Here is a 16,570-nt window from a genome sequence, read left to right as displayed (position 1 = left end):
CTCAGGCCGCGCCTAATTACTCGAACCAATGGGCTCGGGCGGCCATGATCAACTTGCCGGCACGATCATCGTCAATGCCGTCGATGTCGAGCAGGTCGTCAATAGACTGCTCGGCCAGGTCTTCGCGGGTAATTACGCCGCGCACCGCCAGTTCCATCGCCAAATCCTTGTCCATACCCTCAAGCGAGAGCAGGTCTTCGGCCGGATGGGCGTCTGCCAGCTTTTCCTCAGTAGCGATGGCTTTAGTCAACAAACGATCCTTGGCCCGAGCGCGAAGCTCGTTGACGATATCTTCGTCAAAGCCGTCGATGTTGAGCATTTCTTCCACCGGTACGTAGGCAATCTCTTCCAGGCTGGTGAAGCCTTCATCAACCAGCACCTGCGCCAACTCTTCATCAACTTCCAACTCTTCGATGAAGTTGCGCAGGATGTCGCCGGTTTCTGCTTGCTGCTTAGCCTGGATGTCCGATTCGGTCATCACGTTCAGGGTCCAGCCAGTCAACTGGCTAGCCAAACGTACGTTCTGACCGCCGCGACCAATCGCCTGGGCCAGATTGTCTGCGCCAACGGCGATGTCCATTGCATGGGCATCTTCGTCGACAATAATTGCCGCTACTTCTGCTGGCGACATCGCGTTGATCACGAACTGCGCCGGGTTGTCATCCCACAGGACGATATCCACTCGCTCTCCGCCCAACTCGCCGGACACTGCCTGAACGCGTGAACCACGCATACCAATGCAGGCACCTTGCGGATCGATGCGTTTGTCTTTGGAGCGAACGGCAATTTTAGCGCGTGATCCAGGATCGCGGGAGGCCGCCATCACTTCGATCAGGCCCTCGGAGATCTCTGGAACTTCGATACGGAACAGCTCGATCAACATCTCTGGCGCAGTACGCGACAGAATCAGTTGAGGACCGCGGTTCTCGGTGCGAATTTCTTTCAGCAATGCGCGAAGGCGTACGCCAACACGGAAAGTTTCACGCGAGATGATGTCTTCACGGGCCAGCAACGCTTCAGCGTTGTTACCCAGATCGACGATCACGTTGTCACGTGTCACTTTTTTAACGGTGCCAGAAATGATCTCGCCCAAACGCTCGCGATAAGCATCGACTACTTGTGCACGCTCAGCTTCGCGGACCTTCTGCACAATGACCTGTTTGGCCGTTTGAGCAGCAATCCGACCGAATTCGATGGAATCGATTTTCTCTTCGATAACTTCGCCGGCTACAGCACCTGGCCGTTTTGCCTGGGCCTGGTCTACCGCCAACTCGATTGCTGGATCATCCAGATCTTCGTCTTCGACCACAGTCCAGCGACGGAAAGTCTCATAGTTACCGGTGTGGCGGTTGATTTCCACACGCAGATCGACTTCGTCCTCAAAACGCTTTTTGGTAGCGGTGGCCAGAGCCAGCTCCAGCGCTTCAAAAATTACGTTTGCCGGTACGCCCTTTTCATTGGACACCGACTCAACAACCAGCAGTACTTCTTTGCTCATCGTACGCCTCGCCTTTCGCAAGCCATTGGATCCGCGGGATCCGCGTCTCAGTCAAAACTGGGAATAATGTTGGCCTTGTCGATCATATCGATCGGCAACAAGAACTCGTGGTCATCCACTTGCACCACAACGTCCTGTTCCTCTACACCGCGTAGAAGGCCCTGAAAGTTGCGTCGCCCTTCAAAGGGTGAGCGCAGCTTGATCTTTACTTGCTCACCGACAAACTTGGCAAACTGTTCAAGTGTGAACAGAGGGCGTTCCATGCCAGGAGAGGAAACTTCAAGGGTGTATTCAACAGCGATAGGATCTTCGACATCCAGAACGCCACTGATTTGACGACTGACAATTGCGCAGTCATCCACCAATACGCCGCCTTCTTTGTCGATATACACACGCAACATTGAATGGCGGCCCTGAGCCGAAAATTCAATACCCCAGCATTCATAGCCAAGGGCCACGACCACCGGGGCCAACAAGGCCTGCAACTCTTCTAGCTTGCTCGACACCTGAACCCCCTAGTGCATGTTTGTGCATGCTGTGCAAAATAAAAAAATGGGCGAATCGCCCATCTCTGAAACGTCGCTGAATATCGACGCTATAAAGTGTCCAGTTAACAAAAAGCCCCTGAAAAAGGGGCTCCGCTAAAACTGGTTGCGGGAGCCGGATTTGAACCGACGACCTTCGGGTTATGAGCCCGACGAGCTACCAGACTGCTCCATCCCGCGACAAAGCTGGAGCGGAAGTATACGGCTGATCCTTTGCAGGGTCAATTCCAGCCTTCCACATACAAGAAAGCCCGCAACTGCGGGCATTCTTGATAATTGGTACCGAGAAGGGGACTCGAACCCCTACACCCTATGGGCACAACCACCTCAAGGTTGCGTGTCTACCAATTCCACCACCTCGGCAATACTACAGTTACATCATGAAACCCGTTTTACTTTTGCTCTTGAGCTGGAGGTACGTCAGTCGCTGGAGTAGCCGACTTTTGCTCATTAAGCACCGGCACATCATCTGAAGCCGGTTTTTGCTTTGGTGCTTCCAACACTGCTGGATCTGGCAAACCTACTTGAGTCAGCTCATGAGCTTTCTCTTTAGCAAAGTAACCTAACCCTAAGCTGGTTATGAAAAAACCTGCGGCAAGTATAGCAGTAAACTTACTAAGAAAGGTAGAGGAACCTTGGCTTCCGAACACAGTATTTGATGCACCTGCTCCGAAAGATGCTCCAGCATCCGCACCTTTACCCTGTTGCAGCAATACCAGGGTAATTACACCCAATGCAGCCAACAGATGAAAAACCACTACGACTGTTTCCAGCATTTTCTCAGTTTCCCGCGGCGCGACAAATCGCACCGAACTCATCTGCATTCAGGGAAGCCCCACCAATGAGCCCCCCATCGATATCCGGCATGCTGAACAGTTCGACCGCATTGGCCGCCTTCACGCTGCCGCCGTATAGAAGCCGCACACCTTGTGCCACTTCAGGATTCTTCTGCGCCAGCTGTGCGCGAATGGCCGCATGCACATCTTGCGCTTGCTGCGGTGTTGCAGTCAGCCCGGTACCAATAGCCCAGACCGGCTCGTATGCAATCACTGCGCTTGCAAAGACATCAATACCGAACTCATCAATGACAGCGTTCAGTTGACGCTCTACAACCTCAAGCGTTTGCCCCGCTTCGCGCTGCGCCAGAGTCTCCCCTATGCACAACACCGGCGTTAAGCCAGAAGCTTGAGCAGCTGCAAACTTGCGATTCAGCGTCTCGTCCGACTCACCTAAAATCAGGCGTCGCTCAGAGTGCCCTATCAACACCAGCTCACAACCCGCATCCACCAACTGGCTTGGAGATATCTCCCCAGTCAGCGCACCTTGCTTGGAGTCTATCGCAGCATCCTGAGCGCCAACCGATATTGGCGTATCTTCCAAGCCATTGATTACACGATCAATAAACAAGTCAGACGGGAATACCGCGATTTCAACATCACTCGGCAAGTCCAGATTACGCAGACCATCGATCAGCTCAGCGACGCTGGCGCGGGTACCGTGCATCTTCCAGTTACCAGCTACCATAGTGCGACGCATGCTTTACCTCGTCGGTCAAAGTGGGCGCAGATGTTACCCAACCAAATCAACGCTTGCAAGCCGAAATCAGGCACAAACTTCACTTACTAGCTTTGTCAGCTCTTCTGCGTAGCCGCGAACCATGTTTTCGTCGTCACCTTCGACCATGACACGCACCAAAGGCTCAGTGCCAGACTTGCGCAGCAACACGCGGCCACGGCCTTTCATTTCATCGGTAACACGTGCACACGCTTCTTTTACAGCCGGGTGCTCAACTGGATTGACGCCCCCGCTAAAACGCACGTTCAACAGTACTTGCGGGCATTTGCGCAGCGCTTGACGCGCTTGAGCGAGGCTTTCACCACGACGGCGCAGCGCCAACAACACTTGCAGCGCCGCAATAATCGCATCGCCGGTTGTGGTGTGCTGGAAGCAAACGATATGTCCGGAGTTTTCACCACCGATCTGCCAGTCACGCTCTTGCAGTGTAGCAATCACATAACGGTCACCGACACCGGCACGTACAAACGGAATACCCAGGTCAGCCAAGGCCAGCTCAAGCCCCAGGTTGCTCATCAGCGTGCCCACCACACCACCCTGCAGCTTGCCGCGCTCATGCAGGTCTCGCGCAATGATGAACAGCAACTCGTCACCATCAACAATGGCGCCCGTGTGATCCACCATCAGCACGCGGTCACCGTCGCCGTCGAAGGCGATACCCAGGTCTGCTTTTTCAGCCAGCACAGCCGCCTGCAACGACTCCATATGCGTCGAGCCGCAGTTGTCGTTGATGTTCAAACCATTGGGCTGGGCCGACAACACCGTAACGTTGGCGCCCAGCTCTTTGAACACGCTAGGGGCAACCTTGTAGGTCGCACCGTGGGCGCAGTCGAGAACCACTTTCAGGCCGCTAAAGTTGGTACTGGTCGGCACACTGCTTTTGCAGAATTCGATATAGCGACCGGACGCATCATTGATACGCGACACTTTGCCAAGCTTGTCCGAGTCCACAACGGTCATCTGCGCGTCGAGCAACTCTTCGATCATCAGCTCAACTTCATCGGGGAGCTTGGTACCCTCACCCGAGAAAAACTTGATGCCGTTGTCGTCATGAGGATTGTGCGACGCACTGATCACGATGCCGGCTTCGGCATGAAAAGTTCGCGTGAGGTACGCAATGGCCGGTGTCGGCATTGGCCCCAGAAGCATGACATCTGCACCCGCAGCCGACAGGCCCGCTTCCAGTGCCGATTCAAACATGTAACCGGAAATACGCGTGTCCTTGCCCACCAGAATCCGACAAGCACCCATGCTACGAAACGCCATACCCGCTGCCCAACCCAACTTGAGCATGAAATCCGGGGTAATCGGATAAACGCCGACGCGACCGCGAATACCGTCGGTGCCAAAATACTTCTTCGTCATAAGTGCTCCATCATTCTTAGTCGGCGGACTCTACCGCTGCGATCATCCGTACCACATCAACCGTTTCGGCTACATCATGGACACGCAAAATACGCGCGCCCTTGGTCACGGCAAGTGCCGCCAGCGCAAGGCTGCCAGACAAGCGCTCAGTGACAGGCCGATTCAACGCCTGACCAATCATACTTTTACGCGACACACCCACCAGCAAAGGCCGCCCCAACGCATGCAGGGCCTCCATATGCTTGAACAAGCTGAGGTTATGTTGCAGTGTTTTTGCAAAGCCAAACCCTGGGTCCAGCACAATACGCTCTGGCGCAATACCGGCCGCAACGCATTGCCGGGTACGCTCCAGCAGAAACGCCGAGACCTCACCCACCAGATCCGTGTATTGCGGATTATCCTGCATATCGCCCGGCTCGCCCAACATGTGCATCAAGCACACCGGCAAACCTGTAGCTGCAGCAGCCTGCAAGGCACCTTCACGACGTAACGAGCGAACATCATTGATAAGCCCCGCACCGAGGCGCGCAACTTCCGTCATGACGATTGGCGTGGAGGTATCGACCGAGATAATCACATCTAGTTCACGACTGATGCGCTCAACTACAGGGGCGACCCGATCAAGCTCTTCCTGTGCCAGGACTACACGGGCACCCGGACGCGTCGACTCCCCCCCGACATCAATGAGGGTTGCGCCCGCCAGCACCATCGACTCTGCATGGCGCACAGCCGAATCCGCCGGCGCAAAGCGACCACCGTCAGAAAAGGAATCAGGGGTAACGTTGAGAATACCCATAACATGCGTATGGGCCAAATCAAGAACCCGGTTGCCGCAAGGCAACCGGGTCAGGGACTGAACAGAAGTCATTTCAAGCCTTAGTGATCAGCTGCAGGACCGCCGATAGGCGCTTCTGGACGATCGGTCTTGTCCAGGGTCGGCGGAGGCGTCGGAGTGCCCTTGCCGCTGTCATCCCAATCACGCGGCTCGCGTGGCGTGCGTCCCGCCATGATGTCGTCGATCTGATCAGCATCAATCGTCTCGTACTTCATCAGTGCATCAGCCATGGCTTCAAGCTTGTCACGGTTGTCCGTGAGGATCTGCTTGGCCGTGCCGTAGCACTCATCAATGATGCTGCGCACTTCAGAGTCAATCAGCTTGGCTGTCTCGCCCGAAACGTTCGCACCCTGACCACCACCGCCACGGCCCAGGTAAGACTCGTCATCCTCGGCGTACATCAACGGGCCCAGCTTCTCGGACAAGCCCCACTTGGTCACCATGTTCCGCGCAATCTGGCTCGCACGCATGATGTCGTTGGAGGCGCCGGTGGTAACACCGTCAAAGCCCAAGGTCATCTCTTCAGCAATACGACCGCCGTAGAGCGAGCAGATCTGGCTGATCAAAGCACGCTTGGAGAGGCTGTAGCGATCCTCTTCCGGCAAGAACATCGTCACGCCCAGGGCACGACCACGCGGAATGATCGAAACTTTGTAAACCGGGTCATGCTCTGGCACCACACGACCGACGATAGCGTGGCCCGCTTCGTGATACGCCGTGTTGCGCTTCTCTTTATCCGACATCACCATCGATTTGCGCTCGGCGCCCATCATGATTTTGTCTTTGGCCAGCTCAAACTCTTTCATTTCAACAATGCGTTTACCGGTACGCGCAGCGAACAAGGAAGCCTCGTTCACCAGGTTCGCGAGGTCTGCACCCGAAAACCCTGGCGTACCCCGTGCAATCACACCCGGCTGAACGTCATCACCCACCGGCACTTTACGCATGTGCACTTTGAGGATCTGCTCACGACCACGGATGTCCGGCAGGCCCACCACCACCTGACGGTCAAAACGGCCTGGACGCAGCAGCGCAGGGTCGAGTACGTCAGGGCGGTTGGTTGCGGCAATCACAATGATGCCGTCATTCATTTCAAAGCCGTCCATCTCAACCAGCAACTGGTTGAGGGTCTGCTCACGCTCATCATGACCGCCGCCCATACCGGCGCCACGGTGACGACCGACAGCGTCGATTTCGTCGATGAAGATGATGCAAGGTGCGTGCTTTTTAGCTTGTTCAAACATGTCGCGAACACGGCTTGCACCGACACCCACGAACATTTCAACGAAGTCAGAACCAGAAATCGTAAAGAACGGTACTTTCGCTTCGCCAGCAATCGCCTTGGCGAGCAAGGTTTTACCGGTACCCGGCGGGCCAACCATCAGCACGCCACGAGGAATTTTGCCGCCCAGGCGCTGGAACTTGCCCGGATCACGGAGGAACTCAACCAGCTCGCCCACTTCTTCTTTCGCTTCGTCGCAGCCTGCTACATCAGCCAGGGTCGTTTTGACCTGGTCTTCTGATAACAGACGCGCCTTGCTCTTGCCAAAGCTCATCGGGCCGCCTTTACCGCCGGCACCGCCCTGCATTTGACGCATGAAGAACATGAAGACCGCGATGATCACCAGAATCGGGAAGCTCGCTACCAGCAATTGAGTCCAGATGCTTTGCTGCTCAGGCAGTTTGCCTTCTACGGTCACATGGTTATCAACCAGATCGCCGATCAAACCGTTGTCCTGAATAGCAGGACGAATGGTTTTGAAGGTATCGCCATCACTGCGTTTGCCGGTGATCACGTAGCCATCCACGGCAACGCGCTCGACTTTGCCATCCTTAACTTGCTGGATGAAGTCGGAATAGTTGAGGGTTTGTGGCTCGTTTGGACTGGAGAAGTTGTTCATCACCGTCACCAAGACAGCTGCGATGATCAACCACAGGATCAGATTCTTTGCCATATCGTTCAATTAGCTACCCTCTGAAGCAAGCCCCGCTATTGAAGCGTGCTTCGCATGATATTCACCGGCATAACTTACTACATTGCCTACAACCCTTGCAGGCTCCGTCTGTAACCCTTTGTGAAACTTGCCTACACAATATTCGTTATGTCAGTTCTGTAAAGCGATACAAAAAAAGCTATCACTTCAGTTAGAGACGCTCATCGCTGGCCGAACCTTCGATGCCGCGGAAGCCGCGCCCCAATAAATACTGCTCGCGAGACCGGTCTCGTGACGACGTCGGCTTGCGCATCTGCACTTTATCAAAAAGTTTGCGGATGTCTTTGTGGTATTGGTCGAAGCCTTCACCCTGAAAGACCTTGATCAAGAAATCACCACCTGGACGCAGTACACGCCCGGCAAGATCCAGTGCCAATTCGCAAAGGAACATTGCACGCGGCATATCTACGGCGGCCAATCCACTCATATTGGGGGCCATATCTGAAATCACAAGGTCTACCTGTGTATTTCCGACGGCTTCGAGAATCTGGGCCAGAACGGCGTCCTCAGTAAAGTCACCTTTAATGAAGGTCACGTCCGGGATGCTGTCCATGTCCAGAATGTCGGAAGCGATCAAACGCCCTTGGCCACCAATCAGACGACTGGTCACCTGCGACCAGCCACCCGGGGCCGCGCCCAGGTCAATTACGGTCATGCCCGGACGGATCAAACGGTCACGCTCCTGGATCTCCAGCAGCTTGTAACTTGCACGCGAGCGGTACCCATCCTTTTGCGCCATTTTGACGTATGGGTCGTTGAAATGCTCTTTCAGCCAGTTAAGGCTAGTCTTGGAACGGGCCACGGGGCACCTCAAAAATATAAACGGGTCGTGATTAACTGGGCGGTCCCGGACTCGCTCGGGTAAACTGGCCGCCGCTTTTACAAGATCAGACACAGGGGTCAGATTATGCCGCTCACTCAAGAGCAGAAGAAACAGTACAAATCCATTGGCCACCATCTGAAACCAGTATTGACTGTGGCTGATAATGGTTTGACTGAAGGTGTTTTAGCCGAACTCGAACGCGCATTGGGCGATCACGAGTTGATTAAAATCAAAGTCAACATCCTGGACCGCGAGTCTCGCCTGGAAGCCATTGCAGAACTCTGCAAGGCCGGCAAAGCGGAACTGGTACAGATTATCGGCAAAATGGCGCTTCTGTACCGCAAGAACGTCAATGTTAACAAGAACCTGTCGAACATCCATCGCTTCAAGTGATGCCGACAGGAGTCAAGGGTGCGCCTGGCGCGCCCTGACACTCTTGCTTAGCAATAGCAAAACTGCCCGCGCAATGCATCAGACAATAAGATCCGCCCAACGCAACACCTCCCGCCGACAGCCACCCTCAAAACGCTGTAACGCGTACTGACGGGCGCCTTGTACATCAGCGATGCCAATCGGTTGTGACCAGCATCGTACACATTCGTTGTACTGCACCTGCCAGCTGCCAACCCGCAACATCCGGGCTGACGGCCAAAGCAGAACGCCCGCACGAAGCGGGCGCTGTTACTTAGATATGACGCACTTCAACAATCTCGTACTCAATGACGCCACTCGGTGTTTTCACCGCGACCACGTCACCCTCTTCCTTGGCAATCAAGGCGCGAGCAATGGGCGAACCCACAGAGATTTTTCCGAGCTTAATGTCAGCCTCATCCTCACCCACGATCTGATACGTCACGGATTCGTCAGTTTCAACGTTCGCGATTTCAACCGTGGTACCGAAAATCACTTTGCCGGTATGCGGGATAGTCGTGACATCAATGATGACCGCGTTCTGCATGCGGCCTTCGATATCACGAATACGCGCCTCAACCATACCTTGCTGCTCACGGGCAGCATGGTATTCAGCGTTTTCCTTAAGGTCACCCAGCTCACGCGCCGTGCCGATATCCTGGCTCAGCTTGGGCCGCACAACCTTGGTCAGATGAGTGTGCTCTTCTTCCAGGGCTTTCGCGCCCTGGACCGTCATTGGGTATTTGATCATGCCTTCAATCCTGCGTGTAGATCCTGCAAGCGACGTACGGTTTTTTCAGGACCGAATTTAAGCGCTTCACAGATCGCCGCGCCAGCAGCAATAGTCGTGGTGCAGTAAATCTTGTGCTGCAGAGCGTTGCGGCGGATGGAGTAAGAGTCAGCAATCGACTGACGACCTTCAGTGGTGTTGATAATCAACGTCACTTCGTCGTTTTTGATCATGTCGACAACGTGAGGGCGGCCTTCAGTCACCTTGTTCACGCGACGCACTTTCAAGCCGGCGGCTTCGATGAACTTGGCAGTACCCACCGTCGACACGATTTCAAAGCCGAGGTCGATCAGATCACGCGCAACAGCAGCCACCAGTGGCTTGTCGTCGTCACGCACGCTGATAAACGCAGTACCGCCAGTCGGCAGCACTTCGCTCGCGCCCATTTGCGCCTTGGCAAAGGCCTCACCGAAGGTGTCGCCCACGCCCATCACTTCACCGGTGGACTTCATCTCTGGGCCGAGGATCGGGTCAACACCAGGGAATTTGGCGAACGGGAAGACCGCCTCTTTCACACTGTAGAAGTCAGGAATGATTTCTTTAGTGAAGCCGATTTCTTTCAGGGTCTTACCGGCCATCACGCGTGCAGCGATCATTGCCAGGGAGACACCGATGCACTTGGACACGAAAGGAACGGTACGCGAAGCACGCGGGTTCACTTCGATCACGTAGATATCTTCGCCTTGCAGGGCCAATTGCACGTTCATCAGGCCGACTACACCCAGCTCCAATGCCATTTTCTTGACCTGCTCACGCATCTCGTCCTGGATGTGCAGCGGCAGCGAGTACGGCGGCAGCGAGCAGGCAGAGTCACCTGAGTGAACGCCAGCCTGTTCGATGTGCTGCATGATCGCGCCGATCACAACGTCAGTGCCGTCACAGACCGCATCAACGTCCATTTCGATTGCGCAGTTGAGGAAGTGGTCCAGCAGCACCGGGCTGTCGTTGGACACTTTCACCGCATCGCGCAGGTAACGCTTGAGTTCTTCTTCTTCGTACACGATTTCCATCGCACGACCGCCCAACACGTAGGACGGACGAACAACCAGCGGGTAACCGATCTTGCCGGCCGCACGAATCGCTTCGTCTTCGCTGCGCACAGTGGCGTTTGGCGGCTGACGCAGGTTCAGGCGCTCAACCATTTGCTGGAAGCGCTCACGGTCTTCTGCACGGTCGATGGCGTCAGGGCTGGTACCGATGATCGGCACGCCGGCTTCTTCCAGCGCACGCGCCAGTTTCAGCGGAGTTTGGCCGCCGTACTGAACGATCACGCCCTTAGGCTTCTCGACACGCACGATTTCCAGCACGTCTTCGAGGGTCACGGATTCGAAGTACAGACGATCCGAGGTGTCGTAGTCGGTCGAAACTGTTTCCGGGTTGCAGTTAACCATGATGGTTTCGTAACCATCGGCACGCAACGCCAGCGCCGCGTGAACGCAGCAGTAGTCGAACTCGATACCCTGACCGATACGGTTAGGACCGCCACCCAGGATCATGATCTTGTCACGGTCCGACGGGTTGGCTTCGCACTCTTCCTCATAGGTCGAGTACATGTAAGCGGTGTCAGTAGCGAACTCAGCCGCGCAGGTGTCAACACGCTTGTAAACCGGGAACACTTCCAGCTTGTGACGGTGACGACGCAGGTTCTTCTCGGTCACACCCAGCAATACAGCCAGACGTGCATCGGAGAAGCCTTTGCGCTTGAGGCGGTACATGGTGTCGCGATCGATCGCAGACAGACCCATGGTCTTGATCTTTTCTTCGTCCTTGATCAGATCTTCGATCTGCACCAGGAACCAAGGGTCGATCATGTTCATGCCGAAAATGTCTTCGACCGTCATGCCCGCACGGAACGCGTCAGCAACGTACCAGATACGCTCGGCGCCCGGCACCGTCAGCTCGCGCTTGAGCACAGCCATGCTTTCCGGGTTGCTCAAGTCCAGCTTTGGATCAAGACCGCTAACGCCCACTTCCAGACCGCGAAGGGCTTTTTGCAACGACTCCTGGAAAGTACGGCCGATGGCCATCACTTCACCCACGGACTTCATTTGCGTGGTCAGGCGTGCATCGGCTTTAGAGAACTTCTCGAAAGCAAAGCGTGGCAGTTTGGTCACAACGTAGTCGATGGACGGCTCGAAGGACGCCGGGGTCGCGCCGCCGGTGATTTCGTTTTGCAGTTCGTCCAGGGTGTAGCCAATCGCCAGTTTGGCGGCGATACGCGCAATCGGGAAGCCAGTGGCTTTGGAAGCCAGCGCCGAAGAGCGGGATACACGCGGGTTCATCTCGATCACGACCATACGGCCAGTGTTCGGGCAAATACCGAACTGAACGTTGGAACCGCCGGTTTCAACGCCGATCTCACGCAGTACCGCCAACGAGGCGTTACGCATGATTTGGTATTCTTTGTCGGTCAGGGTTTGTGCCGGAGCCACGGTGATCGAGTCACCGGTGTGCACGCCCATCGGGTCAAAGTTTTCGATCGAGCAAACGATGATGCAGTTGTCCTTCTTATCGCGGACAACCTCCATTTCGTACTCTTTCCAACCGATCAGCGATTCGTCGATCAGCAGCTCTTTGGTTGGCGACAGGTCCAGACCGCGAGAGCAGATCTCTTCGAACTCTTCACGGTTGTAAGCGATACCGCCACCGGTGCCGCCCATGGTGAAGGACGGACGAATGATGCACGGAAAGCCCAGCTTTTCGAGAACCGCGTTGGCCTCTTCCATGCTGTGCGCGATACCGGAACGCGGGCAATCCAGGCCGATGGACTTCATGGCCTTGTCGAAACGCGAACGGTCTTCAGCCTTGTCGATGGTGTCAGCGTTGGCACCGATCATTTCTACGCCGAACTTCTCCAGAACGCCTTCGCGCTCCAGGTCCAGTGCGCAGTTCAGAGCAGTTTGGCCGCCCATGGTGGGCAGCAGAGCGTCTGGACGCTCTTTTTCGATGATCTTGGCAACCGTTTGCCACTTGATCGGCTCGATGTAGGTCGCATCGGCCATGTCCGGGTCGGTCATGATGGTGGCTGGGTTAGAGTTCACCAGGATGACGCGGTAGCCCTCCTCACGCAGAGCCTTACAGGCCTGGGCGCCGGAGTAGTCGAATTCGCACGCCTGGCCGATAACAATCGGGCCAGCGCCGAGAATCAGGATGCTTTTAATGTCTGTACGTTTTGGCATGGGTTTGTCACTCAAATCCGCAGGTCAGTCGGCAAGCCGTCAATCAGGTTCCTGAGCCGCACAAGGGGCCGCCGATTTCGGGGCCGCCTTGGGCTACTCATTACAAAGGACTGATCAGCGGCGCTTGGCCATCTCATTGATGAAGCGATCGAACAGCGGCGCAACGTCGTTCGGGCCAGGGCTTGCTTCAGGGTGACCCTGGAAGCTGAAAGCGCTCTTGTCGGTACGCTCGATACCTTGCAGGGTACCGTCGAACAGCGACTTGTGGATGGCACGCACGTTGGCAGGCAGGGTCGCCTCATCAACCGCAAAACCGTGGTTTTGGCTGGTGATCATTACAACACCGGTGTCCAGGTCTTGAACCGGGTGGTTCGCGCCGTGGTGGCCATGGCCCATTTTCACCGTCTTGGCGCCGGAAGCCAGTGCCAGCAGCTGGTGGCCCAGGCAGATACCGAATACCGGAATCTCTGTCTTCAGCACGTCTTGAATAGCCGTGATTGCGTAGTCGCAAGGCTCAGGGTCACCCGGGCCGTTGGACAGGAACACGCCATCCGGGTTGAGCGCCAACACATCGCTGGCAGGCGTTTGCGCCGGCACAACGGTGACGCGGCAGCCACGCTCAACCAACATGCGCAGGATGTTCCACTTTACGCCGTAGTCATAAGCCACTACGTGGTAAGGCAGATCGCTGGCTTCGATAGTCGGATGGCTGTCAGTTGCCAGGCTCCAGACGCTCGAACGCCATTCATAAGTTTTATCGGTGCTGACAACTTTCGCCAGGTCCATGCCTTTCAGGCCAGGGAAACCGCGCGCCGCTGCAATCGCAGCCTCGTCAGAAATGTTGTCACCGGCCATGATGCAGCCGTTTTGCGCGCCTTTCTCACGCAAAATACGGGTCAGACGGCGCGTGTCGATACCGGCGATTGCCACAACATTGTTGGCTTTCAGGTAGTCAGACAGCGACATTGTGTTACGCCAGTTGCTGGCAACCAGCGGCAGATCACGGATTACCAAACCTGCGGACCAAACACGATCAGACTCGGCATCTTCCGGTGTAGTGCCGGTATTGCCAACATGCGGGTAAGTCAGGGTCACGATTTGCTGAGCGTAGGAAGGATCCGTCAGGATTTCCTGGTAGCCAGTCATTGCGGTGTTAAACACCACCTCACCAACGGTCTGACCGTCGGCCCCAATGGCTTCGCCGCGAAAAATGCTGCCATCAGCGAGGGCGAGTATGGCTTGCTTAGTCAAGAAGACCTCCCGTAAATAAAGCCTGAAAGGGCGATCGCAGGTTGTAAAAAAGCGGAGTGACGTATGGACACGTCACCCCGCTTCTTCATCGAATTATCTGCGCGCTTTTAGTGGACACACTAAAGCTGTAGCTTACAGAAAAAGGCTTTTTTGGTCTACCGCTAAAAGAGCCCAAAAGGCAGAGGAATGCGACAGATCATCGCTTAGCGGTTGAAAATCGAACTGTTGCGGCTGCAACAGCCCGATTTTACAAAGATGATTCAACGCAGGTCGAGTACATCCTGCATGTCGTACAGGCCGGGCTCGCGCCCATCGAGCCACTGAGCAGCGCGAACAGCGCCCTTGGCGAAGGTCATGCGGCTGGATGCCTTGTGGGTGATTTCCAAACGCTCACCCTCGGCCGCAAACAGCACCGTATGGTCACCCACCACATCACCGCCACGAACGGTCGCAAAACCGATCGTCTCGTGTTCACGCGCACCGGTATGGCCCTCACGACCATAAACGGCAACCTTCTGCAGATCACGCCCCAGCGCATCGGCAATCACTTCGCCCATGCGCATGGCCGTGCCCGACGGCGCGTCGACTTTGTGACGGTGGTGCGCTTCGATGATTTCAATGTCGGCATCATCACCCATCACCCGCGCTGCGATATCCAGTAGCTTGAACGATAGGTTAACGCCAACACTGAAATTCGAAGCAAAGACCACCGGGATGTCTTTGGCTGCGTCAACCAACAACTGCTTTTGCGCAGCATTCAAGCCCGTGGTGCCAATGACCATGGCCTTGCCCGCCTGACGGCAGAACGCCAGATTGCCGAGCATCACCTCAGGCAGGGTGAAATCGATCAACACATCGAACTCATCTGCCACGTCTTCAAGGCTTGCAGACAACGGCACGCCAATTCGCCCGAGCGACACCAGCTCACCCGCATCAGCGCCCACCAGCGAACTGCCCGGACGGACAATTGCCGCCGTCAGCCCGCACACCGGCGAGCGCTGCTGAACCGCGTCAATCAGGGTTTTGCCCATGCGCCCGGCAGCGCCCATCACAGCTATACGTCGCATGCCCCGCTCCTTATAAGTCGCCGAAGAAGCGCTTCACGCCTTCGAACCAACCGGTCGCGTTTGGCGAATGGCAGCTATCGCCTTCCAGTGTCGAGCGGAACTCTTCCATCAGCTCGCGCTGACGACGGCTCAACTTCACCGGGGTCTCGACCACGACGCGGCACATCAAGTCGCCAACGCCACCGCCACGCACCGGGGATACACCCTTGCCACGCAGACGGAATTGCTTACCGGTTTGTGTACCTTCAGGCACTTTGAGCTTGACCCGACCATCCAGCGTCGGCACTTCCAGCTCTGCACCCAGCGCCGCATCAGCAAAGCTGATAGGCACTTCGCAGAACAGATGTTTGCCATCGCGCTGGAAAATCGCGTGCTCACGCACCTCGATCACCACATACAGGTCACCCGCCGGGCCACCCTGAACACCCGCCTCGCCTTCACCCGACAGACGGATACGGTCACCCGTATCAACACCCGCAGGTACTTTCACGGACAGGGTTTTGTATTCCTCTACGCGACCGTCGCCATTGCAGCTTTCGCACGGGTCGGAAATGATCTTGCCCTGACCATGGCAACGCGGGCAGGTCTGCTGCACAGAGAAGAAACCTTGCTGCATGCGCACCTGGCCAATACCGCCACAGGTGGTACAGGTCACAGGCGATGAACCCTTCTTCGCGCCCGAACCGTCACATGGCTTGCAGTTGACCAGCGTCGGCACACGAATATTGACCGTAGTCCCGCGCACCGCTTCTTCCAGGTTCAGCTCCAGCGTATAGCGCAAATCGCTACCGCGCTGCGCGCCGCCCCGGGAGCCGCCACGGCCACCGCCAAAGAAATCACTGAACACATCGCCGAAAATATCGGAGAAGTTCTGACCACCAAAACCTGCACCGCCGCCGCCCATTTGCGGATCAACACCCGCATGACCGTATTGGTCATAAGCAGCACGCTTGCTGGTATCAGACAGCACTTCATACGCTTCGTTAGCCTCTTTAAACAGCTCTTCAGAGGCCTTGTCACCCGGGTTACGGTCCGGGTGGTGTTTCATTGCGAGACGACGATAAGCTTTTTTCAGCTCGACCACAGTGGTGGTCCGTTCGACACCCAATACTTCGTAATAGTCGCGCTTTGCCATAATTCTTTGCACTCTCAAGGACGTTTGGAAGAACCCTCCCGAGCCTCACCAAACCCGCTGAGCCTGAACGTACAAGGCTCAACTCACGTCTTTTCAACGATA

Annotated in this window: 14 protein-coding genes and 2 tRNA genes; 1 reads left to right on the top strand and 15 read right to left on the bottom strand. The window is 55.8% G+C overall.

Translation table 11 applies throughout. From position 1 onward, the window contains the following. Positions 1-16 precede the first annotated feature (16 nt). The 10 genes from nusA to rlmE all read right to left on the bottom strand — a co-directional run bounded on the left by nusA (position 17) and on the right by rlmE (position 8,614). Entirely contained in the window at positions 17-1,498 is a 1,482-nt protein-coding gene (nusA, locus tag GHO41_RS05235; RefSeq protein ID WP_153433112.1) for a transcription termination factor NusA, read from the bottom strand. Positions 1,499-1,545: 47 nt separating this feature from the next. Beyond that, on the bottom strand, positions 1,546-2,004 hold the full coding sequence (gene rimP, locus GHO41_RS05230) for a ribosome maturation factor RimP (protein WP_048373269.1): 459 nt from the start codon (positions 2,002-2,004) through the stop codon (positions 1,546-1,548). 142 nt (positions 2,005-2,146) lie between these two features. Continuing rightward, positions 2,147-2,223: transfer RNA gene (locus tag GHO41_RS05225), tRNA-Met, on the bottom strand. A gap of 97 nt (positions 2,224-2,320) precedes the next feature. Beyond that, positions 2,321-2,406 (bottom strand) — tRNA-Leu (locus tag GHO41_RS05220). A gap of 29 nt (positions 2,407-2,435) precedes the next feature. Continuing rightward, complete coding sequence (secG, locus tag GHO41_RS05215) at positions 2,436-2,819, bottom strand: preprotein translocase subunit SecG (RefSeq protein WP_048373267.1); 384 nt, start codon at positions 2,817-2,819, stop codon at positions 2,436-2,438. 4 nt (positions 2,820-2,823) lie between these two features. Continuing rightward, positions 2,824-3,579: a triose-phosphate isomerase gene (gene tpiA, locus GHO41_RS05210; RefSeq protein WP_153390577.1), complete on the bottom strand. Its 756-nt coding sequence runs from the start codon at positions 3,577-3,579 to the stop codon at positions 2,824-2,826. Positions 3,580-3,645: 66 nt separating this feature from the next. Continuing rightward, a complete protein-coding gene (gene glmM, locus GHO41_RS05205) occupies positions 3,646-4,983 on the bottom strand; it encodes a phosphoglucosamine mutase (RefSeq protein ID WP_153433111.1) in 1,338 nt (445 codons plus the stop codon). Between the two features lie 16 nt (positions 4,984-4,999). Continuing rightward, positions 5,000-5,851 (bottom strand): dihydropteroate synthase, encoded by an 852-nt coding sequence (gene folP, locus GHO41_RS05200; protein ID WP_153327489.1) that lies wholly within the window; start codon positions 5,849-5,851, stop codon positions 5,000-5,002. An 8-nt stretch (positions 5,852-5,859) separates the two neighbouring features. Further along, a complete protein-coding gene (gene ftsH / locus GHO41_RS05195) occupies positions 5,860-7,773 on the bottom strand; it encodes an ATP-dependent zinc metalloprotease FtsH (RefSeq protein ID WP_048373258.1) in 1,914 nt (637 codons plus the stop codon). 190 nt (positions 7,774-7,963) lie between these two features. Then, positions 7,964-8,614 (bottom strand): 23S rRNA (uridine(2552)-2'-O)-methyltransferase RlmE, encoded by a 651-nt coding sequence (gene rlmE, locus GHO41_RS05190; RefSeq protein ID WP_019410404.1) that lies wholly within the window; start codon positions 8,612-8,614, stop codon positions 7,964-7,966. A 105-nt stretch (positions 8,615-8,719) separates the two neighbouring features. Between rlmE and yhbY the strand changes: the two genes are divergently transcribed. After that, on the top strand, positions 8,720-9,028 hold the full coding sequence (gene yhbY / locus GHO41_RS05185; RefSeq protein WP_048373256.1) for a ribosome assembly RNA-binding protein YhbY: 309 nt from the start codon (positions 8,720-8,722) through the stop codon (positions 9,026-9,028). Between the two features lie 292 nt (positions 9,029-9,320). On the opposite strand, the gene greA is transcribed toward yhbY, so the two are convergent. The 5 genes from greA to dnaJ form a co-directional block, all read right to left on the bottom strand. Then, complete coding sequence (greA, locus tag GHO41_RS05180) at positions 9,321-9,797, bottom strand: transcription elongation factor GreA (RefSeq protein WP_048373254.1); 477 nt, start codon at positions 9,795-9,797, stop codon at positions 9,321-9,323. Beyond that, on the bottom strand, positions 9,794-13,015 hold the full coding sequence (carB, locus tag GHO41_RS05175; RefSeq protein WP_153433110.1) for a carbamoyl-phosphate synthase large subunit: 3,222 nt from the start codon (positions 13,013-13,015) through the stop codon (positions 9,794-9,796). Before carB ends, greA begins: the two co-directional genes overlap by 4 nt. A 114-nt stretch (positions 13,016-13,129) precedes the next feature. Continuing rightward, positions 13,130-14,266 carry a glutamine-hydrolyzing carbamoyl-phosphate synthase small subunit gene (gene carA / locus GHO41_RS05170; RefSeq protein WP_153433109.1) on the bottom strand — a complete coding sequence of 379 codons (1,137 nt, stop codon included), beginning with the start codon at positions 14,264-14,266 and terminating at the stop codon, positions 13,130-13,132. 260 nt (positions 14,267-14,526) lie between these two features. Next, positions 14,527-15,333 carry a 4-hydroxy-tetrahydrodipicolinate reductase gene (gene dapB, locus GHO41_RS05165; protein ID WP_048385673.1) on the bottom strand — a complete coding sequence of 269 codons (807 nt, stop codon included), beginning with the start codon at positions 15,331-15,333 and terminating at the stop codon, positions 14,527-14,529. Between the two features lie 10 nt (positions 15,334-15,343). Continuing rightward, positions 15,344-16,468 carry a molecular chaperone DnaJ gene (dnaJ, locus tag GHO41_RS05160; RefSeq protein ID WP_048373247.1) on the bottom strand — a complete coding sequence of 375 codons (1,125 nt, stop codon included), beginning with the start codon at positions 16,466-16,468 and terminating at the stop codon, positions 15,344-15,346. Positions 16,469-16,570 lie beyond the last annotated feature (102 nt).

Source organism: Pseudomonas sp. FSL R10-0399 (genome assembly GCF_009600165.1).
In the GTDB taxonomy this organism is placed as follows: domain Bacteria; phylum Pseudomonadota; class Gammaproteobacteria; order Pseudomonadales; family Pseudomonadaceae; genus Aquipseudomonas; species Aquipseudomonas helleri.
Note: the sequence above shows the minus strand (reverse complement) of the source record. Positions and strands in the feature narration are given on the sequence as shown.

Excerpts from the sequence above, each read along its gene's own strand:
- nusA (WP_153433112.1), bottom strand. The coding sequence starts at position 1,498 with ATGAGCAAAGAAGTACTGCTGGTTGTTGAGTCGGTGTCCAATGAAAAG.
- secG (WP_048373267.1), bottom strand. The coding sequence starts at position 2,819 with ATGCTGGAAACAGTCGTAGTGGTTTTTCATCTGTTGGCTGCATTGGGT.
- tpiA (WP_153390577.1), bottom strand. The coding sequence starts at position 3,579 with ATGCGTCGCACTATGGTAGCTGGTAACTGGAAGATGCACGGTACCCGC.
- glmM (WP_153433111.1), bottom strand. The coding sequence starts at position 4,983 with ATGACGAAGAAGTATTTTGGCACCGACGGTATTCGCGGTCGCGTCGGC.
- folP (WP_153327489.1), bottom strand. The coding sequence starts at position 5,851 with ATGACTTCTGTTCAGTCCCTGACCCGGTTGCCTTGCGGCAACCGGGTT.
- ftsH (WP_048373258.1), bottom strand. The coding sequence starts at position 7,773 with ATGGCAAAGAATCTGATCCTGTGGTTGATCATCGCAGCTGTCTTGGTG.
- yhbY (WP_048373256.1), top strand. The coding sequence starts at position 8,720 with ATGCCGCTCACTCAAGAGCAGAAGAAACAGTACAAATCCATTGGCCAC.
- greA (WP_048373254.1), bottom strand. The coding sequence starts at position 9,797 with ATGATCAAATACCCAATGACGGTCCAGGGCGCGAAAGCCCTGGAAGAA.
- carB (WP_153433110.1), bottom strand. The coding sequence starts at position 13,015 with ATGCCAAAACGTACAGACATTAAAAGCATCCTGATTCTCGGCGCTGGC.
- dapB (WP_048385673.1), bottom strand. The coding sequence starts at position 15,333 with ATGCGACGTATAGCTGTGATGGGCGCTGCCGGGCGCATGGGCAAAACC.
- dnaJ (WP_048373247.1), bottom strand. The coding sequence starts at position 16,468 with ATGGCAAAGCGCGACTATTACGAAGTATTGGGTGTCGAACGGACCACC.